This is a genomic window from Enterobacter sp. 342 (assembly GCF_036663495.1).
In the GTDB taxonomy this organism is placed as follows: Bacteria; Pseudomonadota; Gammaproteobacteria; order Enterobacterales; family Enterobacteriaceae; genus Enterobacter.
Genome location: NZ_JAWUEI010000001.1, coordinates 378,111 through 402,155, shown reverse-complemented (window position 1 = coordinate 402,155; position 24,045 = coordinate 378,111). Strand labels below are relative to the sequence as shown.

At 50.8% G+C, this 24,045-nt stretch carries 23 protein-coding genes and 3 pseudogenes; 9 read left to right on the top strand and 17 right to left on the bottom strand.

The annotated features are described in order from the left end of the window. Positions 1-13: 13 nt before the first annotated feature. The 9 genes and pseudogenes from V6E55_RS01970 to ymcF form a co-directional block, all read right to left on the bottom strand. Positions 14-439: pseudogene (locus V6E55_RS01970) on the bottom strand (alpha/beta fold hydrolase); the annotation flags it as partial. Between the two features lie 111 nt (positions 440-550). Then, on the bottom strand, positions 551-724 hold the full coding sequence (locus V6E55_RS01965) for a GhoT/OrtT family toxin (RefSeq protein ID WP_013096478.1): 174 nt from the start codon (positions 722-724) through the stop codon (positions 551-553). Between the two features lie 181 nt (positions 725-905). Beyond that, positions 906-2,330, bottom strand: coding sequence for an aminobutyraldehyde dehydrogenase (gene patD / locus V6E55_RS01960; RefSeq protein ID WP_316942030.1), 1,425 nt, complete (start codon positions 2,328-2,330; stop codon positions 906-908). A 24-nt stretch (positions 2,331-2,354) separates the two neighbouring features. Further along, positions 2,355-3,161: an ABC transporter permease gene (locus V6E55_RS01955; protein ID WP_108089803.1), complete on the bottom strand. Its 807-nt coding sequence runs from the start codon at positions 3,159-3,161 to the stop codon at positions 2,355-2,357. Then, positions 3,151-4,095, bottom strand: a complete 945-nt coding sequence (locus tag V6E55_RS01950; protein WP_236919976.1) for an ABC transporter permease — start codon at positions 4,093-4,095, stop codon at positions 3,151-3,153. The genes V6E55_RS01955 and V6E55_RS01950 overlap by 11 nt, the downstream gene beginning before the upstream one ends. Before the next feature lies 1 nt (position 4,096). Then, a complete protein-coding gene (locus tag V6E55_RS01945; RefSeq protein WP_316942029.1) occupies positions 4,097-5,110 on the bottom strand; it encodes an ABC transporter ATP-binding protein in 1,014 nt (337 codons plus the stop codon). 17 nt (positions 5,111-5,127) lie between these two features. Next, on the bottom strand, positions 5,128-6,273 hold the full coding sequence (gene ydcS / locus V6E55_RS01940) for a putative ABC transporter substrate-binding protein YdcS (protein WP_316942028.1): 1,146 nt from the start codon (positions 6,271-6,273) through the stop codon (positions 5,128-5,130). 273 nt (positions 6,274-6,546) lie between these two features. Then, positions 6,547-7,956 carry an aminotransferase-like domain-containing protein gene (locus tag V6E55_RS01935; RefSeq protein ID WP_316942027.1) on the bottom strand — a complete coding sequence of 470 codons (1,410 nt, stop codon included), beginning with the start codon at positions 7,954-7,956 and terminating at the stop codon, positions 6,547-6,549. Positions 7,957-8,038: 82 nt separating this feature from the next. After that, positions 8,039-8,227 (bottom strand): cold shock small protein YmcF, encoded by a 189-nt coding sequence (ymcF, locus tag V6E55_RS01930; protein WP_114977103.1) that lies wholly within the window; start codon positions 8,225-8,227, stop codon positions 8,039-8,041. A gap of 425 nt (positions 8,228-8,652) precedes the next feature. Here ymcF and V6E55_RS01925 point away from each other — a divergent pair. The 5 genes and pseudogenes from V6E55_RS01925 to hslJ all read left to right on the top strand — a co-directional run. Continuing rightward, positions 8,653-8,751: pseudogene (locus V6E55_RS01925) on the top strand (type VI secretion system tube protein Hcp); the annotation flags it as partial. Between the two features lie 432 nt (positions 8,752-9,183). Then, a complete protein-coding gene (locus V6E55_RS01920) occupies positions 9,184-10,584 on the top strand; it encodes a cytochrome ubiquinol oxidase subunit I (RefSeq protein ID WP_028018854.1) in 1,401 nt (466 codons plus the stop codon). After that, positions 10,584-11,594, top strand: coding sequence for a cytochrome d ubiquinol oxidase subunit II (cydB, locus tag V6E55_RS01915; protein ID WP_129995686.1), 1,011 nt, complete (start codon positions 10,584-10,586; stop codon positions 11,592-11,594). Before V6E55_RS01920 ends, cydB begins: the two co-directional genes overlap by 1 nt. Next, positions 11,594-11,722 carry a DUF2474 domain-containing protein gene (locus tag V6E55_RS01910; protein ID WP_114977099.1) on the top strand — a complete coding sequence of 43 codons (129 nt, stop codon included), beginning with the start codon at positions 11,594-11,596 and terminating at the stop codon, positions 11,720-11,722. Before cydB ends, V6E55_RS01910 begins: the two co-directional genes overlap by 1 nt. A 128-nt stretch (positions 11,723-11,850) precedes the next feature. After that, entirely contained in the window at positions 11,851-12,288 is a 438-nt protein-coding gene (gene hslJ, locus V6E55_RS01905; RefSeq protein ID WP_114977098.1) for a heat shock protein HslJ, read from the top strand. Here hslJ and V6E55_RS01900 read toward each other — a convergent pair whose 3' ends face one another. After that, a complete protein-coding gene (locus tag V6E55_RS01900) occupies positions 12,289-12,555 on the bottom strand; it encodes a putative hemolysin (RefSeq protein WP_025759109.1) in 267 nt (88 codons plus the stop codon). A 271-nt stretch (positions 12,556-12,826) separates the two neighbouring features. Between V6E55_RS01900 and nifJ the strand changes: the two genes are divergently transcribed. Continuing rightward, the gene (nifJ, locus tag V6E55_RS01895) at positions 12,827-16,351 is read left to right on the top strand and encodes a pyruvate:ferredoxin (flavodoxin) oxidoreductase (RefSeq protein ID WP_316942026.1); all 3,525 of its coding nucleotides are present in this window, start codon (positions 12,827-12,829) and stop codon (positions 16,349-16,351) included. Between the two features lie 390 nt (positions 16,352-16,741). Then, complete coding sequence (ompC, locus tag V6E55_RS01890; protein WP_236921652.1) at positions 16,742-17,851, top strand: porin OmpC; 1,110 nt, start codon at positions 16,742-16,744, stop codon at positions 17,849-17,851. 290 nt (positions 17,852-18,141) lie between these two features. On the opposite strand, the gene V6E55_RS01885 is transcribed toward ompC, so the two are convergent. The 7 genes from V6E55_RS01885 to V6E55_RS01855 form a co-directional block, all read right to left on the bottom strand. After that, entirely contained in the window at positions 18,142-18,549 is a 408-nt protein-coding gene (locus V6E55_RS01885; RefSeq protein ID WP_316942025.1) for a GFA family protein, read from the bottom strand. A gap of 3 nt (positions 18,550-18,552) precedes the next feature. Further along, a complete protein-coding gene (locus V6E55_RS01880) occupies positions 18,553-18,750 on the bottom strand; it encodes a hypothetical protein (protein WP_316942024.1) in 198 nt (65 codons plus the stop codon). A 91-nt stretch (positions 18,751-18,841) separates the two neighbouring features. After that, positions 18,842-19,873 carry a methyltransferase gene (locus V6E55_RS01875; protein ID WP_316942023.1) on the bottom strand — a complete coding sequence of 344 codons (1,032 nt, stop codon included), beginning with the start codon at positions 19,871-19,873 and terminating at the stop codon, positions 18,842-18,844. Between the two features lie 267 nt (positions 19,874-20,140). Continuing rightward, positions 20,141-20,590, bottom strand: a complete 450-nt coding sequence (locus V6E55_RS01870; protein ID WP_316942022.1) for a hypothetical protein — start codon at positions 20,588-20,590, stop codon at positions 20,141-20,143. Between the two features lie 125 nt (positions 20,591-20,715). Further along, the gene (locus V6E55_RS01865) at positions 20,716-21,264 is read right to left on the bottom strand and encodes a GNAT family N-acetyltransferase (RefSeq protein WP_316942021.1); all 549 of its coding nucleotides are present in this window, start codon (positions 21,262-21,264) and stop codon (positions 20,716-20,718) included. 25 nt (positions 21,265-21,289) lie between these two features. Further along, on the bottom strand, positions 21,290-21,730 hold the full coding sequence (locus tag V6E55_RS01860; protein ID WP_129995683.1) for a VOC family protein: 441 nt from the start codon (positions 21,728-21,730) through the stop codon (positions 21,290-21,292). A 95-nt stretch (positions 21,731-21,825) separates the two neighbouring features. Beyond that, positions 21,826-22,170 carry a DUF1294 domain-containing protein gene (locus V6E55_RS01855; protein ID WP_316942020.1) on the bottom strand — a complete coding sequence of 115 codons (345 nt, stop codon included), beginning with the start codon at positions 22,168-22,170 and terminating at the stop codon, positions 21,826-21,828. A 581-nt stretch (positions 22,171-22,751) separates the two neighbouring features. On the opposite strand from V6E55_RS01855, the pseudogene V6E55_RS01850 reads away from it, so the two are divergent. Next, positions 22,752-23,051 (top strand): annotated as a pseudogene (locus V6E55_RS01850) (tyrosine-type recombinase/integrase); the annotation flags it as partial. Positions 23,052-23,099: 48 nt separating this feature from the next. Continuing rightward, a complete protein-coding gene (gene ttcA / locus V6E55_RS01845; protein ID WP_129995681.1) occupies positions 23,100-24,035 on the top strand; it encodes a tRNA 2-thiocytidine(32) synthetase TtcA in 936 nt (311 codons plus the stop codon). The last annotated feature ends 10 nt before the right edge of the window (positions 24,036-24,045 follow it).

Below are 24,045 nucleotides of genomic sequence, written 5' to 3'. Positions count from 1 at the left end.
ATGCGGGCTATTATCACGCTGCCACGCACTCTGCTAATGCCTGTGCCAGCGCGGACGGGTTTTCCCAGGGCATTGAATGCCCGGCAGCAGGGATGATTTTCACTTCAACGCCCTTCTGCTTCAGATTATCCACATCGTTATCTGGCAGCGACAGCTCGCCGAAAATCAACGTCACCGGACACGTCAGAGACAGGAATTGTGCTTCCCATTCGGGTTCAACACCTTCCACCAGGCTTGATGCGCCCCGCCACACGGCATAAGGGGCATTACTCTGCAGGCACCCCGCCCACGCCGTCGTTTCTGCGCTGAGCATGGCATCATAACCCCGTTCCAGAAACTGTTGCTCTGTTTGCGCTGCGATAGACCGACTGAACACTCCGCCACCTGCGTGAAAATTGGGTTCTGACACCATCAACCCTTTGACGCGCGGTGCAACCAGCCTGGTGTGAGTAAAAACTGTTCATAAGCACTCCTTTTATGACGCACTGTGTATTTATACAGTCATCACACCTGGAATGCTATGTTCATCTTTTAAAATTGGAAGCGTGCTTCAGAAAAGCGAGACCAGCAGCGCAACGGGAAAGCTCATTGGCCAGGTAGACCCCACCAGAAAAGCACTCAGCAGGCGTATACGTTTACGGTCTTTAGAGAGGAACCAGGTAATTAATGCGCAGATGGAAGCCATGATTGCGTAAAAAACCAACATCTTTTGATACAACGTCATTCTGTATACCAGAGCCGAAAAAATAACCGCACGCAATATGCGTTATATGTTGATACAGATCAAGTTTTTTCGTTACAGAATAACCACTTAAAAATCATGGCTAATAACAATTGGGTATTTTACGCAACATTAATGGCGAAATGAGAGTACACCCGGCCGCGCAAGCGACCGGGCATGGTGGCTAGTGTTTAATCATGACATGCCGGACAACCGTATAATCCTCAAGCCCGTAAACCGACATGTCTTTTCCGTATCCGGACAATTTCATGCCGCCATGTGGCATTTCGCTCACCAGCATAAAGTGGGTATTCACCCAGGTGCATCCGTACTGCAGGCGTGCGCTCAGGCGATGGGCGCGCCCGACATCTTTAGTCCAGACTGATGATGCCAGACCATATTGCGAGTCGTTGACCCATGCCAGCACCTGCGCTTCATCATCAAACTCGGTCACGCTCACCACCGGACCAAACACCTCGCGCTGGACAATGGCGTCTTCCTGTTTTGCACCCGCCAGCAGGGTTGGCTGGAAGTAGTAGCCAGTCCCCTCTTTTTTGCTGCCCCCCGTGACAACACGGATGTGGCCGAGCGCTTTCGCCTCATCAACAGCTTTACAGACCCGTGAAAGATGGGCTGCCGAACTCAGCGGCCCAAGCTCGGTAGAGGCATCTTCCGGGGCACCCATCTTGAGGCTGGCTACTGCTGCACCCAGTTTTTCAACAAGCCGGGCATAAATCCCCTTCTGAGCATAAATACGACAGGCTGCCGTACAGTCTTGTCCGGCATTGTAGAAACCGAAAGTACGAACACCTTCGACAACGGCATCGAGATCGGCATCATCAAAGACGATAACTGGCGCTTTACCCCCCAATTCCATGTGGGTGCGTTTAATCGAAGACGCGGTATGCCCGATGATATGTTCCCCGGTAGCAATCGAGCCGGTCAGTGAGACCATGCGCACTTTTTCATGCCCGGTCAGCGGGTCTCCTACCGTTTTACCACGACCAAACAGCACGTTCAGAACGCCTGCCGGGAAGATATCCTTCGCCAGTTCTGCCAGTTTTAAGGCTGTCAGTGGCGTAATTTCAGAAGGTTTGATTACCACACAGTTACCGGCCGCCAGCGCAGGTGCCAGCTTCCATGCGGCCATCATCAGCGGGTAGTTCCACGGTGCGATAGAGGCGACAACACCAATCGGGTCGCGACGGATCATCGAGGTGTGGCCATCAAGATATTCCCCGGCGGCCAGCCCGTTCAGGCAACGCGCGGCCCCGGCAAAGAAACGAAAAACGTCGACGACGGCCGGAATTTCATCACCCAGAACACAGTGCAGCGGCTTGCCACAGTTGAGAGATTCAAGCCGGGCAAACTCTTCACCATGCGCCTCAATGACATCAGCCAGTTTCAGCAGGCACTCAGCACGCATTTTAGGTGTGGTTTGCCCCCAGTCGCTGAAAGCATGATCCGCAGCCTGAACGGCCGCATCAACCTGAGCAGGTGAGGCTTCAGTAATCTCCAGCAGTACCTCTCCGGTGGCAGGGTTATAAACCGGTTGTTTTTCTCCTTCTCCGGCAACCAGTTCACCCTTTATCAGCAGATGTTTTTGCATAGCATTATCCTGTTGAAATTAAAGTTATTTCCCGCTACCGGCAATGTTCTCGCCGTCGCGGGTTAGCCACCAGGCTCCCAGAATAGGGATGGTCGTCACCAGCATCACCAACAGTGCAACAACGTTGGTGACCGGCACGTCACGTGGACGCCCGAGCTGATTGAGTAACCACAGCGGTAACGTACGTTCGTGTCCCGCGGTAAATGTTGTGACGATGATCTCGTCGAACGATAGCGCAAACGCCAGCATGCCCCCGGCCAATAGCGCTGAGCCTAGATTGGGCAGCACGACATACCGGAAGGTTTGCCAGCCATCAGCCCCCAGATCCATCGACGCTTCAACCAGACTCCAGGAGGTGCGTCTGAACCGGGCAATGACGTTGTTAAACACCACCACCACACAGAAGGTAGCGTGTCCGACCACGATGGTGAAAAATCCCGGTTCGAGGTTGATAGCCTTAAATGCTGTCAGCAGCGCCAGACCGGTGATGATCCCCGGTAGCGCAATCGGCAACAGCAACAGCAACGAGATCGCGTTTTTGCCGAAAAACTCACTGCGCCACAGTGCCGCTGCAGCAAGCGTGCCAAGCACGAGGGCAATTGCGGTGGATAAGGCGGCAATTTGAAGTGACAACGTCACTGACTCAATGATATCGCCACGCCCTGCCGCCACGCTAAACCACTTCAGCGTCAGCCCTTGTGGCGGAAAACTGAACGCAGCGTCTTCGGTGTTAAAGGCATAGGTCGCAATAATCAGCAGCGGGAAGTGCAGGAAGATTACCCCTCCCCACGCTGCCACTTTCAGGAACAGCGGTGCGCGTTCAGAGTGCATCGAATGCTCCCAGACGTTTCACGAACGCCAGATAGAGAGAAATAAGCACGATGGGAACTAACGTAAACGCCGCAGCCATGGGCATATTGCCGATCGCCCCTTGCTGAGAATAGACCATGTTCCCGATGAAATAGCCTGGCGGCCCCACCAGCTGTGGAACAATGAAATCCCCCAGCGTCAGGGAAAAGGTGAATATTGACCCTGCGGCAATACCCGGGATTGCCAGCGGTAAAACGACATAACGAAAGGTCTGACGGGGACGCGCACCGAGATCGGCCGAGGCCTGCAGTAAAGAAGCGGGTAGCCGTTCCAGCGCTGCCTGTACGGGCAGGATCATAAACGGTAACCAGATGTAGACGAAGACCAGAAACCGCCCCAGCCCGGAGGTGGACAACGTGTTTCCACCGATCGCCGGTAACGTAAGCACTGAGGTCAGGATCGGCTCCAGCCCCATATGGCTGAGAAACCATTGCGCCACGCCATCCTTCGCCAGCAGTAAAGTCCAGGCGTAAGCTTTAACAATATAGCTCGCCCACATCGGAAGCATCACCGCGATATAGAAGAATGCTTTCCACTTACCACTTGTATAACGCGCCATATACCAGGCCATCGGGAATGCCAGGATTGCACTGGCAATGGTGACCGCTATTGCCATCATCAGCGTACGCAGGATGATATCGTAGTTTGCCGGGTTGAAGAGTGCCTGGATGTTAGCCAGAGTCAGATCCGGCGTGACCGCCATAGTGAAGTCGTCAAAGGTGTAAAACCCCTGCCACAGCAGGGTCAGGAGTGAACCTAAGTAGACGATGCCAAACCACATCAGCGGAGCAAGCAGCAGCAGGAACAAGCCGAGCGATGGCTTTCGCCAGAACAGGGCCGTGATACGGCTTAAGCGGCTGCGCGGTGCGGGAGGATGAGCGACACTCATATCCATTTCACCTCTCCTCAGACAGACGGATCATGGCATCCCGTGACCACGACGCCATCACTGCCTGCCCCGGCTCAACTCCACTCAGCATCGTGATATCACTGAGATTGGCCTGGCTCACCAGCAGTTTTGCCCCATCAGCGAGTTTGAGCTCCAGACGTGTTGCCGCCCCCTGATACTGTACCGCCTGTACGACACCCTGAACCTGAACTTCACCACTCTCATTGAGGCGAATATGCTCAGGACGTAGCGAGTAAGTGCCTTCCAGGCCACAGACTTTATGCGCAAGGCCAGCATCAAAGACATTGGAGGTTCCGACAAAACCTGCCACAAACGGGGTGCGCGGGCGCATGTAGAGATCGCGTGGTGTATCGACCTGCTCAATACGTCCGTTATTGAACACCGCCACCCGGTCTGACATGGAAAGGGCTTCGCCCTGATCGTGGGTGACAAAAATAAAGGTGATACCCAGTTCCTGCTGAAGCTTCTTCAGCTCGAACTGCATCTGCTCGCGCAATTTGAGGTCAAGTGCGCCTAAAGGTTCGTCCAGCAGCAAGACGCGTGGTTCATTAACCAACGCGCGCGCAATCGCAACGCGCTGGCGTTGTCCACCAGAAAGTTGCGAGGGCTTACGGGCTACGGCAAAGCTTAAACCTACTTTTTCCAGAGCATCCCTGGCCTGTGCATGGCGTTTTTTCTTGTCGACACCTTTGACCATCAACCCGTAGGCGACATTATCGAGGATCGACATATGCGGGAACAACGCATAATCCTGGAACACGGTGTTCACATCTCGCTCCCACGGGGGAAGTTCGCTCGCCTCTTTGCCAAAGATGGCGATCGTACCACCCGAAAGCTGTTCAAAACCGGCTATCAGACGCAGGCAGGTGGTTTTGCCGGAGCCCGAAGGCCCCAGCATAGAGAAAAATTCTCCGTCACGAATCGCAATGGTAACCCCATCCACCGCCCGTACGTCGCCGTACAGACGGGAAACGTTATTAAACTCTACGGCATACGTCATGTTCTGCTCCCGGGCGATTAACGGCCGCCCATAATGGCGATGTAATCCTGCGTCCAGCGGCTATATGGCACAAATTTGCCGCCTTCAGCGATAGGGGTTTTCCAGAACATGATTTTGTCGAACTCGTTATATCCGTTTGTTTCGCAACCTTTCTCACCCAGCAACGTGCTGGCTTTACACCCTTCAGGAACCACAGGCAGTGAGCCAAACCATGCCGCCAGATCGCCCTGCACTTTCGGCGTCAGCGACCAGTTCATCCATTTGTAGGCGCACATCGGATGTTTTGCCTGTGCGTGAAGCATGGTGGTATCCGCCCAGCCAGTGACCCCTTCTTTCGGGAAGACGGTGGCAATCGGCTGGTTCTCAGCTTTCAGGGCATTTGCCTGATAAGGCCAGGCGCTGGAGGCAACGACGCCTTCATTTTTGAAGTCACTCATTTGTACGGTCGTGTCATGCCAGTAACGGTGGATTAAGGCATGCTGATCGCGTAGCACCTTGAGTACGGCGGCATACTGTTTCTCAGTGAGCTGGTACGGGTCGGTGATACCCAGTTGCGGTTGAGTGGCTTTGACAAACAGCGCGGCATCGGCGATGTAAATCGGACCGTCATACGCCTGCACACGCCCCTGATTGGTTTTACCGTCCGGGAGATCCTGTTTGGTAAAGACCACGCCCCAGCTATCCGGCGGTGTCGGGAAGGTTTTGGTGTTGTACATCAGCAGGTTTGGCCCCCACTGATAGGGTGTGCCGTAGACTTTGCCTCCTACGTTAAACCATTCTCCTTTCACAATCCGTGAATCGAGGGTTTTCCAGTTGGCAATGAGGTCGGGATTAATGGGTTGAACGCGTTTCCCCATGATCAGACGCAGTGAAGCATCACCCGACGCGGTGACCAGGTCGTATCCCCCTTTCGCCATCAGGCTCACCATTTCATCCGACGTGGCCGCCGTTTTGACGTTGACCGCGCATCCGGTCTCTTTTTCAAACTGGGTTACCCAGTCATAATTTTTATCCGTCTGTCCTCGTTCGATGTATCCCGGCCAGGCAATAATATCCAGTCGTCCTTCCCCGTCACCGATAGCCTTTGGTGGTTCTGCGGCTTGCGCTGTCATGATAGTCATGCCGAGCGCACACAGGCTGCTGCGGGTAAATTTTTTGCTCATAAGGGTTACTCCAGTGGCAATGGAATTTAGCGGCAGCCGTGCCGTAAAAATATCTCCCTTATTAAACGTAGACCGCGTAAATGCGCCGCACCGTGCGGCTTAAGGAAATTTCATCAAGGTGTGACCGAGGGCGCATTCCCCGTTAACTGGATTATAGACAAGGAGTTAGCGATGAGAGACGGTTTGCGGATTAACTGGGATATGGCGCCACGAAATATTTGCCGTGCCGCCATACGAATAAGGAATGATTATTTAAATGAAGGTAAGAAAAGTTTATTTCAGCATACTGCTAATTAATTTCCCCAACTGAATAACCGCCTGTTCTTCACGCTCCCCCCATGCCCAGGAGGTATTAAAACGAAAGAATGGCGTCCAGGCGTCAGAGGTGGAAAACATCTTTCCGGGGGCAATACTAATGTGGTGAATTAAGGCCTTTTCACTAAGCTGCCCTGCATCCAGTTGCGCCGGAAGCTCCAGCCATAAAAAGTAGCCGCTATCATTATGGTGAATTTTGACCCCGGCAGGCATATGCCGCAAAAGGGACTGCCAGGCCTGCTGCTTTCGCTCGGCCAGCGTGCGCCTCAGGCGACGAAGATGAGCGTCGTAACGTTTAGTCGCCAGATAGTCCACCAGCGCCAGTTGCATCGGAGAACTGGTCGATAACGTGCTCATCAGCTGTAACTGCTGAATGCGTCGCGCATGTTTTCCCGCCGCCACCCAGCCGATACGAAACCCCGCCACCAGACATTTCGAAAACGATGAGCAGTGCAGCGTCATGTCCTCCCGGTCCCAGGCCTTCGCCGGAAGCGGTTTTTCCCGACCAAAGTAAAGCTCGCTATAGACATCATCCTCAATCAGGGTGACGTTATGTTTCGTTAACAGCGCAACCAGATTCGCTTTTTTCTCGGCACTCAGCGTAAAGCCAAGCGGGTTTTGCCCATTGGTCATGAGCCAGCAGGCTTTTACCGGGTATTCATTCAGCGCCTGCTCAAGCGCATTCAGATCGATCCCCTCGCGGACATCCGTCGCAATCGACAGTGCCTTGAGTTTCAGGCGTTCCAGCGCCTGCAATGCGCCGTAGAAACAGGGATTCTCGACGATCACCCAATCCCCAGGTTCAGTCACTGCCTGCAAACTGAGATTCAGTGCTTCAAGCGCGCCAGCGGTAATGACGATCTCTTCAGGTGAGATGTTCATCCCCTGCTGGGCATAGCGCCGGGCAATAGCGTGGCGAAGGTCAACATTACCCGGAGGAAGATTTTCAATGACGCTCATTGCGGTCGCCGTTTTACTGACATTCGCCAGCGAGCGGTTAAGCTGCTGAAGCGGGAAAAGTCGGGGATCGGGAAACGCGGAAGCAAAAGGAACAACAGATGGATCGCGGCTGGCCTGCAATACGTCGAAGATATAGGTGTTGATGTCGACCACTTCGTCACGCATCACCTGGGCAGGCGGCGCAGGCTGTTGTGTCGTCAGGCGCGAGGCAACGTAATAGCCCGACTGCGGTCTGGCGACAATGCGCCCCTGACTTTCCAGCATCTGGTACGCGTGGCCAACGGTCATAAAACTCATGCCGCTGCTCACCACCTGTTCGCGCAGAGAGGGCAACTTATCGCCCGGCAACCATACGCCAAGCTCAATCTGCGAGATAATTTGTTGCGCCAGACGCTGGTATTTTTTCATCAGATTCTCCTTAATGCCGACAGTGTATATCAGCAGGAGAAAAAGAGAAGTTTTTGCTAACTGTTATGAAAAGCGGTGTTGATTACTTGCGGTACTCGATAACGTGGCTCTGGGCTGAATGTGCAACGGCCAGGTGATCGAGCGTAATCATCGGCGATTTGCAAAAAATGCATTTCGCGCCAAACGGGTTTTTCTCAGACACATCAAAGGCTGAGGTACGGTACTGCGAACCATGACAGCATGGGCAGCGGAAATGAATGTAAGAAGTCATAGGATTCTCCTGTGAACGTTAAAACGTAAATTGCTAATGGGCCTTTCAGGCGATAGTGGTTTGAAACAAAAACTAATCGGAGTGTAGAAAGAGAACCAGGAGCGGCTACGGAGAGGCACAACGTGATGAGGACTGCTTTATAAAACTACGTCAGATATTTTTTTGGACTCAAAACCAGGAGATCATTAACGCATGACGTTGAAGACAAAGCAAGCAGTTTAATGCGGAAAATTCATAAAAAAATTGTTTTTATTCAGACAGGCTAAGAGCGTCATTAAATATAGGTGAAATTCATATTACAGAAAACATCTATAAATCAATGAAATATAAATATTATGCATGGCATTTTTTGCCTAATGTTCTTAACACTCTGGAGGTATTAACACTCATTCGAACGCGATCTGTTAAAGAAAAAGGAGTTTAAGATGGCAATTCCAGCATACCTGTGGCTTAAAGACGACGGTGGAGCAGATATCAAAGGTTCTGTCGATGTACAAGCACGGTCTACTTGCATCCGGAACGTATAAAGTCACTGCTGGATTAGATGCACTTGGAACAATACAGGTATATTGATGAATGCCAAAAAACATACCCTCACCTGGGTTATTGAAACATTGATGCTGTTTGTTATTTACTCCCTGGTATGTTACTTCATGCCTGATGTATTACTTTATCATCTCTACACCAGACATTTGGGTTTTGTCACTGAACTAGAATGGAATGAAAGCTATACACTCTTGCTTTTCATCTTTTCATTTTTGCTCAATGCCGTGTTGATATACCTTTGGGCTTTACGAAAATGAATCTCTCTTGGGTGGAAATATTGCCGCCCAACAAGAGTTACAGCCAAGGCAGGCAAGAAAACTGTTATAGATAAATAACACAGGTCTGTTTCTGCAACCCAGAGCTGGCGCGGCTTAGAATGGCATCGACATAATTACATCGCGGAGTTTTGCATGTTTGGTTTGGATGCTTTTCACCTTGCACGGATACAGTTTGCTTTTACCGTATCCTTTCACATCATTTTCCCGGCGATCACCATCGGTCTGGCCAGCTATCTTGCTGTGCTGGAGGGCCTGTGGCTGAAAACCAAAAATCCGGTCTGGCGCTCGCTGTACCATTTCTGGTCGAAGATTTTTGCCGTTAACTTTGGTATGGGTGTTGTCTCCGGGCTGGTGATGGCCTACCAGTTTGGTACCAACTGGAGTGGTTTTTCGCAGTTTGCGGGCAGTATTACCGGCCCGCTGCTGACCTATGAAGTGCTGACCGCCTTCTTCCTGGAAGCTGGTTTCCTTGGCGTGATGCTTTTCGGCTGGAATAAAGTCGGGCCTGGTTTGCATTTCTTCGCCACCTGTATGGTGGCACTGGGGACCATTATCTCCACCTTCTGGATCCTCTCATCAAACAGCTGGATGCAGACCCCGCAAGGCTATGAGATCGTCAACGGTCAGGTCGTGCCGGTGGATTGGTTCGCCGTGGTGTTTAACCCCTCCTTCCCTTACCGCCTGCTGCATATGTCGATAGCCGCGTTCCTCAGCAGCGCGTTGTTTGTCGGCGCTTCCGCGGCATGGCATCTGCTGCGCGGGAATAATACTCCTGCCATCCGGGCGATGTTTTCTATGGCGCTGTGGATGACGTTAATTGTCGCCCCCATCCAGGCCATGGTCGGTGATATGCACGGGTTGAACACCCTAAAGCACCAGCCCGCTAAAATCGCCGCCATTGAAGGCCATTGGGAAAATCCGCCAGGTGAACCAACCCCGCTTCTGCTGTTTGGTTGGCCAGATATGGAACAGGAGCGCACCCGCTTTGGTCTTGAGATCCCGGCGCTGGGGAGTCTTATCCTGACGCACAGCCTGGATAAACAGGTTCCGGCTCTCAAGGAGTTCCCGAAGGAAGACCGCCCGAACTCGACCATCGTCTTTTGGTCATTCCGCATTATGGCCGGCTTAGGCATGCTGATGCTTCTGCTTGGCGTGGTGGCTCTGTGGTTACGCTATAAAAAGCGCGTTTACGCTTCTCGCCCTTTCCTGTGGTTTGCCCTGTTGATGGGGCCATCCGGGTTGATTGCGATTCTGGCCGGATGGATCACCACCGAAGTGGGCCGCCAGCCGTGGGTTGTTTACGGTCTGCAGCGAACGAAAGATGCGGTTTCAGCGCATGGTGACCTGCATATGAGCGTGAGTTTGCTGGCCTTTTTCGTCGTTTACACCTCGGTGTTTGGCGTGGGTTACAGCTATATGGTGCGCCTTATCAGGAAAGGTCCGCAGCCTCATGAATCTTATGCCACAGAATCAGATGGACGTCCGGCGCGCCCACTCTCTGCCGTCACAACTGAACATAAGGAGCAGCCATAATGGGTATCGATCTTTCCATTATCTGGTTTGTCATCATCGTCTTCGCCACACTGATGTATATCGTGATGGACGGTTTTGATCTCGGGATAGGTATCCTGTTTCCGGCGACACAAAACGCCGACGATCGCGATGTGATGGTCAACAGCGTCGCCCCGGTCTGGGACGGAAATGAAACCTGGCTGGTGCTCGGCGGTGCGGCCCTGTTCGGTGCATTTCCACTGGCCTATGCGGTGATCATTGATGCCCTCACCATCCCGCTGACATTAATGCTGATCGGACTTATATTCCGTGGCGTAGCATTCGAGTTTCGCTTTAAAGCGACGCCGGCCCACCGCCCGTTCTGGGATAAAGCGTTTATTGGCGGTTCAATTCTGGCTACGTTTACCCAGGGTGTAACGGTGGGCGCAGTGATCAACGGCTTTACCGTGACTGGCCGGGCCTATACTGGCGGGCCCTTTGACTGGTTCACCGCGTTTAACCTGTTCTGCGGTGCCGGTCTGGTGGTGGCCTATGCACTGTTAGGCTCTACGTGGCTGGTGATGAAAAGCGAAAATGCCCTTCAGCAGCGGATGCGTGGGGTATCCAGAACACTGTTAATCGCTCTTCTGGCCTTCATTGCCGCAATCAGTATCTGGACCCCGCTGGCGCAGCCAGCCATCGCCGCGCGCTGGTTCACACTGCCTAATCTGTTTTATCTGTTGCCTGTTCCGGTGCTGGTGGTGATCCTGAGCCTGTATCAGTGGCGTTGCCTCAATAATCCTGCAAGCCATAATCGCCCATTCATCCTGACGTTAGGATTGATATTCCTCGGCTTTAGCGGTCTTGGGATCAGTATCTGGCCGCATATCATTCCACCGTCAATCACCCTGTGGCAGGCCGCCGCGCCGACGCAAAGCCAGGGCTTTATGCTGGTGGGCGCGTTATTGATCATTCCCATTATTCTGGTCTACACCTTCTGGAGTTACTACGTGTTTCGCGGAAAAGTTCAGCATGGGGAGGGTTATCACTGATGCAACAACCTGTCTGGAAACGATTGATGTGGCTGGCCATTATCTGGGGCGGAAGCGTGCTGGCGCTGGCTGCGGTCAGTATGCTGTTTCGTATGTTGATGACAGCCGCAGGGTTTAAGTCTCACTAATCTTCATGTCGGGCAACCGCTGCGTTGCCCGACACCCGCCCCGCACTTTCAGATAAACCCCATTAACGCAAGGCAGCGTATCGTTACACTGTAAAAAGATTCACGATATTTATAGTTTGAGAAGAAAAATGAAAAAGCTCATTGCGTTAAGTGTTATTAGCCTTGTCCTGACCGGTTGTGTTAATCCGGGGAAAGCTTCCGTTCAGCCGGAGCAACTGAAGAACCATCGTTTTGTTCTGGAAAATGTGGACGGCAAAGCCGTGAAGGCCACAACAACGCAACCTGAGATCAGCTTTAGCGCCCTGCCAGATATTAGCCTGGTTAATAACATTCGCGTTTCAGGCCAGATGTGTAATCGCTTCAATGGGCAAGGGAAATTGTCCGAAGGCGAACTTAAAGTCAGCGGTCTGGCCATGACACGTAAACTTTGTACTGAACCGCAGCTTAACGAGCTGGATCACGCCATCGGCGACATGCTGCGCAAAGGGGCGCAGGTCGACCTGACAGAAGACCAGTTAACGCTGGCGACAGCCGATAAAACGCTGTTGTTTAAGCGTGCAGAATAATCAGTAGTTACCGCAAGTTCCAACGGCAAGCGACTGTTCGCTGCAGCGTTTGCCGTTTGGCAAGGCGCACATCCCAATAGCAGAACCGTCAAGCTGGCGGGCAACAGACAACGAACCACCAATCATCGCGCAGTTGGCCTGACCGGAGCTGGACATCGCCGCTTTCATTCCGGGCGCCACGTGTGCCGCTGTTGCTTGCTGGACTGGTTCACTGCTACATGCCGACAATAATAACGCGGCACACCCTACCAAAAATGCTGAGCGCATGCTCTCTCCCCCATGAATAATGCGAAACCTATGCATAATAGGCATCACATCCCGTGTCGTCGAGAGCGGAAGTGCGTATTTATGCGCCCCGGAAACAATTTCTCGCAATTTTTTTGGCAAAAGTTTGATCTACTCATTGATACCAGGAATACCGAGGACACAAAAGCGAAAATCGTCGAATCCCCTGTTTGCTAGACTAAAGAGATAATATTCAGGGCTCGTCGTCTGATGACAGCCCCTCTATTTTTGCGCAATGTAAGGGTGTCGTCCTATGCAAACTATTGACGGTAATGGGGCTGTTGCCTCAGTCGCGTTTCGCACCAGCGAAGTTATCGCCATCTATCCAATCACGCCAAGTTCTACCATGGCTGAGCAGGCAGACGCCTGGGCGGGTAACGGGTTAAAAAACGTCTGGGGCGATGTCCCAAGAGTGGTTGAAATGCAGTCTGAAGCCGGTGCGATTGCCACGGTACATGGTGCGCTTCAGACAGGTGCGCTCTCCACGTCGTTTACCTCTTCTCAGGGATTGTTGTTAATGATCCCGACACTATACAAACTCGCTGGTCAACTCACCCCCTTCGTTCTTCATGTTGCGGCACGAACCATTGCCACCCACGCCCTTTCCATTTTCGGTGACCACTCCGACGTAATGGCCGTGCGTCAGACCGGTTGCGCGATGCTCTGTGCCAGCAGCGTGCAGGAAGCACAAGACTTCGCCTTGATTTCGCATATTGCCACGCTGAAAAGCCGCGTTCCATTTATTCACTTCTTTGATGGTTTCCGCACGTCTCACGAAATCAACAAAATCGTCCCGCTGGCTGACGACACAATTCTGAATCTTCTGCCGCAGGCGGAAATCGACGCGCATCGCGCCCGCGCCCTTAACCCGGAGCATCCGGTGATCCGTGGGACATCCGCGAATCCAGATACCTATTTCCAGTCCCGTGAAGCCACGAACCCATGGTACAACGCGGTTTACGACCACGTTGATCAGGCGATGGCTGACTTTGCTGCCGCAACCGGACGAGAATACAAACCGTTCGAGTACTACGGCCACCCGCAGGCAGAACGGGTGATTGTGCTGATGGGATCCGCCATTGGAACCTGTGAAGAGGTGGTTGACGAGCTACTTACGCGCGGCGAAAAAGTTGGCGTGCTTAAGGTGCGTCTCTATCGTCCGTTCTCAGCTAAACATCTGCTTTCTGCCCTACCTGAAAGCGCACGTGCTGTGGCGGTACTGGACCGTACCAAAGAGCCCGGCGCACACGCGGAACCCCTGTATCTGGATGTCATGACCGCGCTGGCTGAAGCATTTAATAACGGCGAACGTGAAACGCTACCGCGCGTGATCGGCGGCCGCTATGGTTTGTCCTCCAAAGAGTTTGGACCGGACTGCGTGCTGGCGGTATTTAACGAGTTAAATGAAGCGAAACCGAAGTCTCGCTTTACGGTCGGCATTTATGATGATGTGACTAACCTTTCCCTGGCTTTGCCAGAAAACACGTTGCCATCGAATGCCAAACTTGAGGCACTTTTCTATGGTCTGGGCAGCGACGGCAGCGTCTCGGCGACCAAAAACAACATCAAAATCATCGGCAATTCTACCCCGTGGTATGCCCAGGGATACTTCGTCTATGATTCCAAAAAAGCCGGTGGTCTGACCGTTTCCCACCTGCGTGTGAGTGAACACCCCATCCGCTCGGCTTACCTTATTTCGCAGGCTGATTTTGTTGGCTGCCACCAGCTGCAGTTTATTGATAAATACCAGATGGCTGAGCGCCTGAAACCCGGTGGTATTTTCCTGCTGAATACGCCATACAGTGCAGACGAAGTCTGGGCGCGTCTGCCGCAGGAAGTACAGGCGGTCCTCAACCAGAAGAAAGCCCGTTTTTATGTAGTTAACGCCGCGAAAATTGCCCGCGAATGTGGTCTGGCTGCGCGTATTAATACCGTGATGCAAATGGCTTTTTTCCACCTGACCAATATCCTGCCTGGCGACAGTGCACTCATGGAACTGCAGGGCGCAATTGCCAAAAGCTACAGCAGCAAGGGTCAGGAACTGGTTGAACGCAACTGGCAGGCGCTGGCACTCGCTCGCGAATCTCTGTTTGAGGTAGCGCTGCAACCGGTGAATGCTGCAAGCCCAAATCGTCCTCCGGTGGTCTCTGATGCGGCGCCTGATTTCGTTAAGACCGTGACGGCGGCAATGCTGGCCGGACTGGGCGATGCCCTTCCCGTCTCTGCCCTACCGCCAGATGGGACCTGGCCAATGGGGACCACGCGCTGGGAAAAACGCAACATCGCCGAAGAGATTCCCATCTGGAAAGAAGATCTGTGTACCCAGTGCAATCACTGCGTAGCGGCTTGCCCACATTCGGCCATTCGCGCCAAAGTGGTTTCCCCGGAAGCAATGGCGGATGCTCCGGCCAGTCTCCATTCTCTGGATGTGAAATCGCGTGATATGCGCGGACAGAAATACGTTCTGCAGGTCGCACCTGAAGATTGTACCGGTTGTAATCTGTGCGTTGAGGTGTGCCCGGCGAAAGACAGACAGGACCCGAATATCAAAGCCATCAATATGATGTCGCGTCTGGAGCACGTTGAAGAAGAAAAAGTAAACTATGACTTCTTCCTGAATTTGCCGGAAATCGATCGCAGCAAACTGGAGCGTATTGATATTCGAACGTCACAACTTATCACTCCGTTATTCGAGTACTCTGGTGCCTGCTCTGGCTGCGGTGAAACGCCGTATATCAAGCTGCTGACGCAGCTCTACGGCGACCGAATGTTGATTGCCAACGCCACCGGCTGCTCATCAATCTACGGCGGTAATCTGCCCTCCACGCCGTACACCACCGACGCGAATGGTCGAGGTCCGGCATGGGCAAACTCATTGTTCGAAGATAATGCCGAATTTGGTCTCGGCTTCCGTCTGACCGTCGACCAGCATCGCGCTCGAGTGATGCGTTTACTGGAACAATTTGCCGGGCAGATCCCTGCAGAGCTCAATGACGCGCTACACACAGAAGCCACACCAGAAGTTCGTCGCGAGCAAGTTGCTGAGCTGCGACATGCCCTTCAGGGGGTGGCGGGTGCAGAACAACTTCTGACTGACGCTGACGCCCTGGTTGAAAAATCGATCTGGCTTATCGGCGGTGACGGCTGGGCTTACGATATTGGTTTTGGCGGGCTGGATCACGTGTTGAGCCTGACCGAAAACGTCAACATTCTGGTTCTGGATACACAGTGTTATTCCAATACTGGCGGCCAGGCGTCGAAGGCTACGCCATTGGGCGCCGTTACAAAATTTGGTGAACATGGGAAACGTAAGGCACGCAAAGATCTCGGTGTGAGCATGATGATGTACGGCCACGTTTACGTCGCGCAAATCTCACTGGGTGCGCAACTTAACCAGACGGTGAAAGCCATCCAGGAAGCGGAAGCGTATCCTGGCCCGTCGTTAATCATTGCTTACAGCCCATGTGAAGAGCATGGCTACGACCTGGCACTCAGCCACGATCAGATGCGTCAGCTGACGGCTACCGGCTTCTGGCCTCTGTACCGGTTCGATCCGCGCCGTGCGGACGAGGGCAAGTTACCGCTGGCGCTGGATTCACGTCCACCGTCAGATGCCCTGGCCGAGACATTAATGCAGGAGCAACGCTTCCGCCGCCTCAATGCGCAACAGCCTGAGGTAGCTGAACAGTTGTGGAACGATGCCGCCGCAGACCTGCAAAAACGGTATGATTTCCTGGCTCAGATGGCAGGTAAAGCCGAAAAATCAACCAGCGATTAATTCCCCCCGCCCGGTTAACCCGGGCATTTTTTTGCCATAAAAAAAGCCCGATGTATTCACATCGGGCTAATCCAGTTAATTAATAAATATCTATTTAGCAGAGTAAATAGCATTCATGCAAATTATGGATAAATAATCTTAAAGGCATATAACGACACAGAGATTAGCTTACTTAACTCATTATTAATAATTTTTATTTTGTATAATTCACCGCGAATCATTCATACAACCAATGACTATTTCCGCGGTTTTATTTGGTTTAGATTTTACTTAATTCGTAACAATTATATTTTATTACTCTTACACAGGAGTGATTTAGCATGAGACAACTTTCTCATTCTGAAAGTTCAACAGGTAATTAAATAAAAACAACTGCAAAGGAATATCACAATGCAAAGAAAAGTACTGGCTCTGATGATTCCGGCTCTGTTAATGGCTGGTGCTGCACATGCAGCAGAAATTTATAATAAAGACGGTAACAAATTAGATCTGTACGGAAAAGTAGATGGCCTGCACTACTTCTCCGACGATAAAGGTGCTGATGGCGATCAGACCTACATGCGTCTGGGTTTCAAGGGCGAAACCCAGATCAACAACATGATGACCGGTTACGCACAGTGGGAATACAACATTCAGGCGAACAACACTGAAGGCTCAGATAACCAGTCCTGGACACGTCTGGCCTTCGCGGGTGTAAAAGTCGGTGACTACGGTTCCTTCGACTATGGCCGTAACTATGGCGTTCTGTATGACATTGAAGGCTGGACAGATATGCTGCCAGAGTTCGGTGGCGACTCCTACACCAAAGCTGACAACTTTATGACCGGTCGTGCGAACGGTGTAGCAACCTACCGTAACACCGATTTCTACGGACTGGTACCGGGTCTGAACTTTGCGCTGCAGTATCAGGGCAAGAATGAAGACGCCAGCAACAACCAGGAGGGTACTAACAATGGCCGTGACACACGCCATGAAAACGGTGACGGCTTCGGTATCTCTACCACCTATGACTTTGGTATGGGGATCAGCGCAGGTGCGGCCTATACCTCTTCTGACCGTACCAATGAACAGGTTATGAATACCACGGCTGGTGGTGACAAAGCCGATGCCTGGACTGCTGGTCTGAAATATGACGCCAATAATATCTACCTAGCGGCAATGTATTCTGAAACTCGTAACATGACGCCTTATGGTGATAATACCGACGCCGTGGCGAACAAAACTCAGAACTTCGAAATCACCGCACAATACCAGTTCGACTTCGGTCTGCGTCCAACCCTTTCCTACCTGCAGTCTAAAGGTAAAGACCTGGGCAACGGTCAAGGCGATCAGGATCTGGTTAAATATGCTGACGTAGGTGCGACCTATTATTTCAACAAAAACATGTCCACCTATGTTGATTATAAAATCAACCTGCTGGACGAAGATGACAGCTTCTACAAGAACAACGGCATCGGTACCGATGATGTTGTTGCGTTAGGTCTGGTGTACCAGTTCTAATTGTCCGGGCCCGCAAAATTATGGGGCCCATTTTTTTTTGAACTTCGTCACAAAAAGGAATATTTCTGACGATCTGGTTGAGGGTAAGTTGAAAGAAAGCTGGTTAAACTGCGGTTATAACCCTTCCCTCATTAAGGACAACAACGTTGTTTGGTCGTGTATCCGTTGCCGTACTTGCTCTCTTAGCGCTTCTGTGGATGGCGTTAATTTTTGATTTTGGTGATATTGTTGGTCACCTTAGCGCTCTTCTGAACCACCTGGATGCTGGTTAGCCTTAATCCTGAAAACACTCATTTTTTGCGAAAAGAGAGATAGCCAAAAACTCCGCTCCCCCCGTCCATAGGATGGTTAACTCCGTCCATCACCGTAACCTCCGGGAAGTCGAACGGCGATACGTTTTCAAAACAGGCAACATTCACACCGTACTCGTTCGGGTTGGAACGCCGTTGATGAAACGTATAAATCCCGCATATTGAGCAGAAGAAATGCCGGGCCGTACCCGTGTTAAATCGGTACTCCGTGAGCTTATCCTCACCTTTGGTTACGATAATCCCCGATAACGGCGCGGATACCGCCACAGCCCCCCGCATTCGGCAGAAAGAACAGCTGCAGCGCCGCGCAGTATTAAAGCCATCAGAAAGCTCGACGGTGAATACCACCGCGCCACAATGACACTGCGCATGACGAATTTCACCCATCGGTTACACCCCTTTCCTCACAAGTGCGGCAGCTTTGACGAAAACTTCATCCTCAACACCATCACCTTTCAGCCTGCCCAGCCTGACCAGTTCATTGACGATGCTATCGCGATCAATCGGTTTCTGCGCTGAAACCAGCCCAATGACGGCGGCACCGATCGCCAGCCCCACTAAACCTGTTTGTTCATCTTTGTTTTGCATATTCGAGCTCCCTTTTACAACAGAAAAGCGTAGCAGGAATATGTTAAAACGGAATGGTGTTCAACTGCTCTGTTAATACCATGAAAGCGGTTCAAACAGGTATGACTTCCAGTATCGACAGGTACGAGCGGGTGTTTATTATTGTATTTAACTTAAGATTCGCCTGTTCAAACAAGTTTTGATATTCAGATTTTGTCCTTGCCCGCCCTCCGTCAAAGCTTGTTAAAAGAAGCAGGTCAATCTCATACCGTCCCTGCTCATTATTTTCGTCTTTGATAAGGGGTTCAAAAACCAATAATCGTGAACGTTCTTTCATTGCCTTTCTGCAGCACTGCAGTATCTGAACGGCTTTCGCGTCTGGCCAATCCATCAAGATGTATTTAAGGAGATAAATATCCGCATCAGGACAGGTCTCAAAAAAGCTACCCTCTACCGTCCTCCACCGGCGATCGTCATTCAGCAAATGCAGTCGGTTCCGCGCAAGCACATCCTTTTGGTCAAAAAGGATCCCGGTTAGGCCTGGATTTCGACGTAAAACAGCCAGTAATAGATTCCCCAGTCCCCCGGCGATATCTGCAACGACGGCATGATGAGGGAACGCATAGCAATCCACAATGACTTCATTTTCCACGGATGACATAGATGCCATACCGGCATGAAAAATATTGCTGCCCGTAACCGTGTCATCATGCTGCCAGTATTCGTAAAAAGGCTTGCCAAACAATTCATTGAAAACAGGTTTACCTTGTAATATTTCATCCATTCTGGACGCTGGCTGCCAGAAAGTGGGATCGGTCAGCATAAGTACCGCTGAACGCAATGAAAATTCATACTCAGAACAAAGGAATTTTGCTGAATGGCTAAGACTGTATTCGTCTTCAGTTAATTCGTTGAACACCCCACGGGAGGATAATAATCGCATGATTCTATGCAGATAGTCGCGATCGACATTAAGCTCCAGGGCCAGTTGCTTAATTGATTTTTTTCCTTCGATCAGATGGTCCGCGACGCCTAACACCGCAACTGCCCTAAGTGCTGCCTGCCAGACAAAACCCATACTTTGTTCTAATAAACACATCCCTTCTTTACGGCTGAGTGAATCCAGACTATTAAGCTGTGTCATTTTCTGCTCCTTACCCAGTACAGACGTGTTGAACAACTAAAAAGCTGTTAGCAAGCGTAAGACTGAAAGTGAGCTTTATCCATTATGAAAAGAATATTTAGCAAAGTTAACTCATAGAATTTCGTATCGCTTTAAGTACAGAATTTTCAATACGTAAAAAAACAAGTCCACTTATCTTTTTTTGGAATAATAAAACAATGAAATTATTATAGGGGAAATAATTGTTGGCGCTTGCTAAAACCCCGTAAAAAGACGGGATTTCAGTATTTAGAATCTGGGTGTCAGTCCGTATTTTGGTGTTTTAATATTTGCCGCCCATATCTTTATGTCGTTTTGAAGCAGTACGGTGAAATCAGACTTAAGATGCGTCACCATGCCATTAACACTATCAGCATCAATCACAGAAAAATGTTCAATTTTGCTCAGGCCCACCTGAACACAGCGATATTGCGCAGGCAGTGCTTTGCCATTGACGTTAAGTTCTTTCCTGTCTCCACCACATTGTCCTTCAGAAATATATGACACCAGCAGATTGGCAGAACGCCGCTCTGGTTGGGATATACTCACCATGACAGGAAGACCCTCTGAAGTCTGTGTCATGTCATAAAGAACGGCATTTTTTATATACCATGTATTATATTCCCTCTCCTGAAACGCGGACCAGGCAGGCGCAGAGATGAACGCCATCACCACCAGTGTAATAGATTGAATTTTCATGGGATGTTGTCTTATGTGTTGTTGCACTTATTATTCAGATTGTGCAAAAAACAGCAAGCCATAGAGAATAAACCTACTACTATTAGCGGTGCCGGTGTCTGTATTGAGAAACTTTTGACGCTCTGTTAATGCCGGAGGTGTTCCTCTTTCAGCAAGGCATAACAATATTCATCACCCCATTCTCCCTTAAAAAAGATGTTCTGCCGATAATGGGCTTCCCGTCGAAAATGGAGTTTTTGCAAAAGATTTGCAGCGCGAATATTGCATGTATCCACAACGGCGATAAGCCGGTGCTTGTTATAGTGCGTAAATAGCAGAGTGATTATGGCATTGATAGCTTCCCGGGCATAACCCTGATTCTGATATTTCACATCAAAGGTCATACCCAGTTCAGCCTGCCTGCCCTGGTCAAAAAAATGAACACCAATATCCCCAATCACAGCCCCGTCCATTTGCCGTTCAACGATAATCTGGTACCACGTGTCATCGCAGTTAAACGCAAGGGAGTTCTGTTGAGCATATAATTTTTCCGCATCCTGCATCGTAAAACGATCCCAGCTCTGAAAACGAGCCACCTCAGGCTGGTTACGGTAGCACGAAATTTCCGGCAAATCGGCGGATGCCAGTGGACGCAGTAACAAACGCGAGGTTTGTAATGGCAATCTGTATTCCATTTTTTCTCTCTTATATCCCGTTATCTTACTTTTCAGGATGAGCCGTTCGGATTACTTCAAGCCCAACGCGCTGCCCGAAAGACAGTTCTAACGTGTTACCGTCAGGGTCGGCAAAAAATACATAGTAACCGACGGGATCACCCAGCTCTTCCGGCGCTTTTCTTAACACACCTTCAGCGGTTGCCATCTCCGTTTTCCTGTCGAGTTCTTCACGAGTGGCGCAGGCAATTCCCAGATGACCAAATGAGCCCAGCGGTGTATCGGTTACGTTGTCCGCCTGTACCAGCACAAGGGCGAAAGGACGGGTATGGTCGCTTAGCCACGCCACTTTTCGGGCATCAGGAATATCAGGTTCACGGGAATGAATAACCTCCATACCCGCGTAACGACGATAGAAAGCAATGCTCTTCTCAAGATCCCTGACCATGAACGCGACATGTGTAAAACCGACATCAATATCTTTCATATTAAGATGTTAGTCCTTTATCAACTTGTGGCAGTCATCTTAAAAGCTCAAGTTAACTTGATGTCAACAGACATTTCACCCGTGCCGGCCAGCGCTCATGAAGAGACAAAAGGAGAGAAATGGTAAGCCGCCGCCATCACGGCGATGCTGACAAAAACGCTGATAATAAAATACGTTTTGAAGGGTTGCTTTTGGGTTTTATGGCGAAAGAGTTGTTGTCCCAAAATGGCCCCTGGCCAGCCCCCTGTCACACCAAATACCAGCAACGTCGCTTCCGGAACCCTGCGCATACCTTTACGCGCCGCCATTTTATCTGCGCCATACATAACCATCGTCAGCACATTGATCAGCAGCAACCACATCACCACTGGATACGAGGTAAGAATGCTACCGACCGCAGCGAGGATCAGGAGTAAATAACAAAAACGATTGAGAGTCATAGTACAAGCCAGTGGATGTTAAGCGATTTTGAAGAAGCATTATACGCGATATCACGCATGTATCAGGCTCAGGATATTTATCTTTTGTCATTCGGAGTTGCATTGACCAGCCAATAACTTTGCGCGAGAACAGGTCAACACAGCCAGCCTTTGTGGGTTCGGGTGTAAAGTTCAGAATACCATTTAGAACAACATAAACCATGAGCTAGCTAAACACGGTGCTTATGTGTAAAAAGGGGGATTCATTCAGTAGGTGTTCATCGTGAAATACATTCGGCTAATTTTAAAGCTCATAACAGCATCACTTTATGTGTTCCTGGTTGTTTTTGGCTCTGGATTTGTAGGTTCCAGTACAACCAATGCAATTAACCTTGAAACACTTAACCTAAATTATTCATTAATTGCAAAGGACTCGGCAGTATACGCAATCTGCGCAACTGGTGCGGCATTGGTTGTTCCACCTGCCCTATATTTCATCCAGCATTATGTCTGGCCAGTGTTGAAGTTTATCGGCTTGAAGATTCGCTACTTCTTCCATGGATACTAAAAGTCTCGCCACTGGCGAAGCGATCTGCTAGAGCCTGCGATTTGTTTTCATGCCCAGGATGAGCAAGGGCATACAGAAGGCCTACTACTCTTTATCGAGTATCGGCTCCAGATTTAACGCAACTGTAAAACGTGCTGGTATTCGCCGCCGGAATCCGTACCATACGCGGCATACTTTTGCCTGCTGGCTTTTATCTGCCGGCGCTAACCCGTCTTTCATAGCCAGCCAGATGGGGCATGAAAACGCGCAAATGGTTTATGAAGTCTACGGTGCGTGGATTGAAGAAATGAATGGCGAACAGGTGTTGATGCTTAACGATAAGCTGGCACGCTGAAAATTTTTGCCCCTATTATGCCCCTATTGGCTCCGAAGGTAGTAATAAATGCAAGAAAATCAATCAAATACAAAGAAAGAACAATACAACCTGAACAAACTGCAAAAGCGACTGCGCCGTAACGTGGGCGAGGCCATTGCAGACTTCAACATGATTGAAGACGGTGACCGTATTATGGTTTGCCTGTCAGGGGGTAAAGACAGCTACACCATGCTGGAGATCCTGCGTAATCTTCAGCAAAGCGCGCCAGTGAAGTTTTCCCTGGTGGCGGTCAACCTTGACCAGAAACAGCCGGGCTTCCCGGAACACATTCTGCCGGAATATCTGGAGAAGCTGGGCGTAGAGTACAAAATCGTCGAAGAAAATACCTACGGTATCGTGAAAGAGAAGATCCCGGAAGGCAAAACCACCTGCTCTCTCTGCTCACGTCTGCGTCGCGGCATTCTGTATCGTACTGCAACGGAGCTGGGCGCGACCAAAATTGCGCTGGGCCATCACCGCGACGATATCCTGCAGACATTGTTCCTGAACATGTTCTACGGCGGCAAGATGAAAGGCATGCCACCAAAACTGATGAGCGATGACGGCAAGCACATTGTCATCCGCCCTCTTGCCTACTGCCGCGAGAAGGATATTGAGCGTTTCTCTCAGGCCAAAGAATTCCCTATCATTCCATGTAACCTCTGTGGCTCTCAGCCGAACCTGCAGCGCCAGGTGATTGGCGACATGCTGCGTGACTGGGACAAACGTTATCCGGGCCGTATCGAAACCATGTTCAGCGCGATGCAGAACGTTGTGCCGTCCCACCTCGCGGATGTTGAGCTGTTCGACTTCAAAGGTATCAACCACGATTCAGACGTGGTGAATGGCGGTGATCTGGCGTTCGATCGGGAAGAGATCCCTATGCAGCCTGCTGGCTGGCAGCCAGAAGAAGATGACAATCAGTTCGAAGAACTGCGTCTGAACGTACTCGAAGTGAAATAAAATGATAGCG

Coding starts and splice junctions, on each gene's coding strand:
- V6E55_RS01965 (WP_013096478.1), bottom strand. CDS start 724: ATGACGTTGTATCAAAAGATGTTGGTTTTTTACGCAATCATGGCTTCC.
- patD (WP_316942030.1), bottom strand. CDS start 2,330: ATGCAAAAACATCTGCTGATAAAGGGTGAACTGGTTGCCGGAGAAGGA.
- V6E55_RS01955 (WP_108089803.1), bottom strand. CDS start 3,161: ATGCACTCTGAACGCGCACCGCTGTTCCTGAAAGTGGCAGCGTGGGGA.
- V6E55_RS01950 (WP_236919976.1), bottom strand. CDS start 4,095: ATGGATATGAGTGTCGCTCATCCTCCCGCACCGCGCAGCCGCTTAAGC.
- V6E55_RS01945 (WP_316942029.1), bottom strand. CDS start 5,110: ATGACGTATGCCGTAGAGTTTAATAACGTTTCCCGTCTGTACGGCGAC.
- ydcS (WP_316942028.1), bottom strand. CDS start 6,273: ATGAGCAAAAAATTTACCCGCAGCAGCCTGTGTGCGCTCGGCATGACT.
- V6E55_RS01935 (WP_316942027.1), bottom strand. CDS start 7,956: ATGAAAAAATACCAGCGTCTGGCGCAACAAATTATCTCGCAGATTGAG.
- ymcF (WP_114977103.1), bottom strand. CDS start 8,227: ATGACTTCTTACATTCATTTCCGCTGCCCATGCTGTCATGGTTCGCAG.
- V6E55_RS01920 (WP_028018854.1), top strand. CDS start 9,184: ATGTTTGGTTTGGATGCTTTTCACCTTGCACGGATACAGTTTGCTTTT.
- cydB (WP_129995686.1), top strand. CDS start 10,584: ATGGGTATCGATCTTTCCATTATCTGGTTTGTCATCATCGTCTTCGCC.
- V6E55_RS01910 (WP_114977099.1), top strand. CDS start 11,594: ATGCAACAACCTGTCTGGAAACGATTGATGTGGCTGGCCATTATCTGG.
- hslJ (WP_114977098.1), top strand. CDS start 11,851: ATGAAAAAGCTCATTGCGTTAAGTGTTATTAGCCTTGTCCTGACCGGT.
- V6E55_RS01900 (WP_025759109.1), bottom strand. CDS start 12,555: ATGCGCTCAGCATTTTTGGTAGGGTGTGCCGCGTTATTATTGTCGGCA.
- nifJ (WP_316942026.1), top strand. CDS start 12,827: ATGCAAACTATTGACGGTAATGGGGCTGTTGCCTCAGTCGCGTTTCGC.
- ompC (WP_236921652.1), top strand. CDS start 16,742: ATGCAAAGAAAAGTACTGGCTCTGATGATTCCGGCTCTGTTAATGGCT.
- V6E55_RS01885 (WP_316942025.1), bottom strand. CDS start 18,549: ATGGGTGAAATTCGTCATGCGCAGTGTCATTGTGGCGCGGTGGTATTC.
- V6E55_RS01880 (WP_316942024.1), bottom strand. CDS start 18,750: ATGCAAAACAAAGATGAACAAACAGGTTTAGTGGGGCTGGCGATCGGT.
- V6E55_RS01875 (WP_316942023.1), bottom strand. CDS start 19,873: ATGACACAGCTTAATAGTCTGGATTCACTCAGCCGTAAAGAAGGGATG.
- V6E55_RS01870 (WP_316942022.1), bottom strand. CDS start 20,590: ATGAAAATTCAATCTATTACACTGGTGGTGATGGCGTTCATCTCTGCG.
- V6E55_RS01865 (WP_316942021.1), bottom strand. CDS start 21,264: ATGGAATACAGATTGCCATTACAAACCTCGCGTTTGTTACTGCGTCCA.
- V6E55_RS01860 (WP_129995683.1), bottom strand. CDS start 21,730: ATGAAAGATATTGATGTCGGTTTTACACATGTCGCGTTCATGGTCAGG.
- V6E55_RS01855 (WP_316942020.1), bottom strand. CDS start 22,170: ATGACTCTCAATCGTTTTTGTTATTTACTCCTGATCCTCGCTGCGGTC.
- ttcA (WP_129995681.1), top strand. CDS start 23,100: ATGCAAGAAAATCAATCAAATACAAAGAAAGAACAATACAACCTGAAC.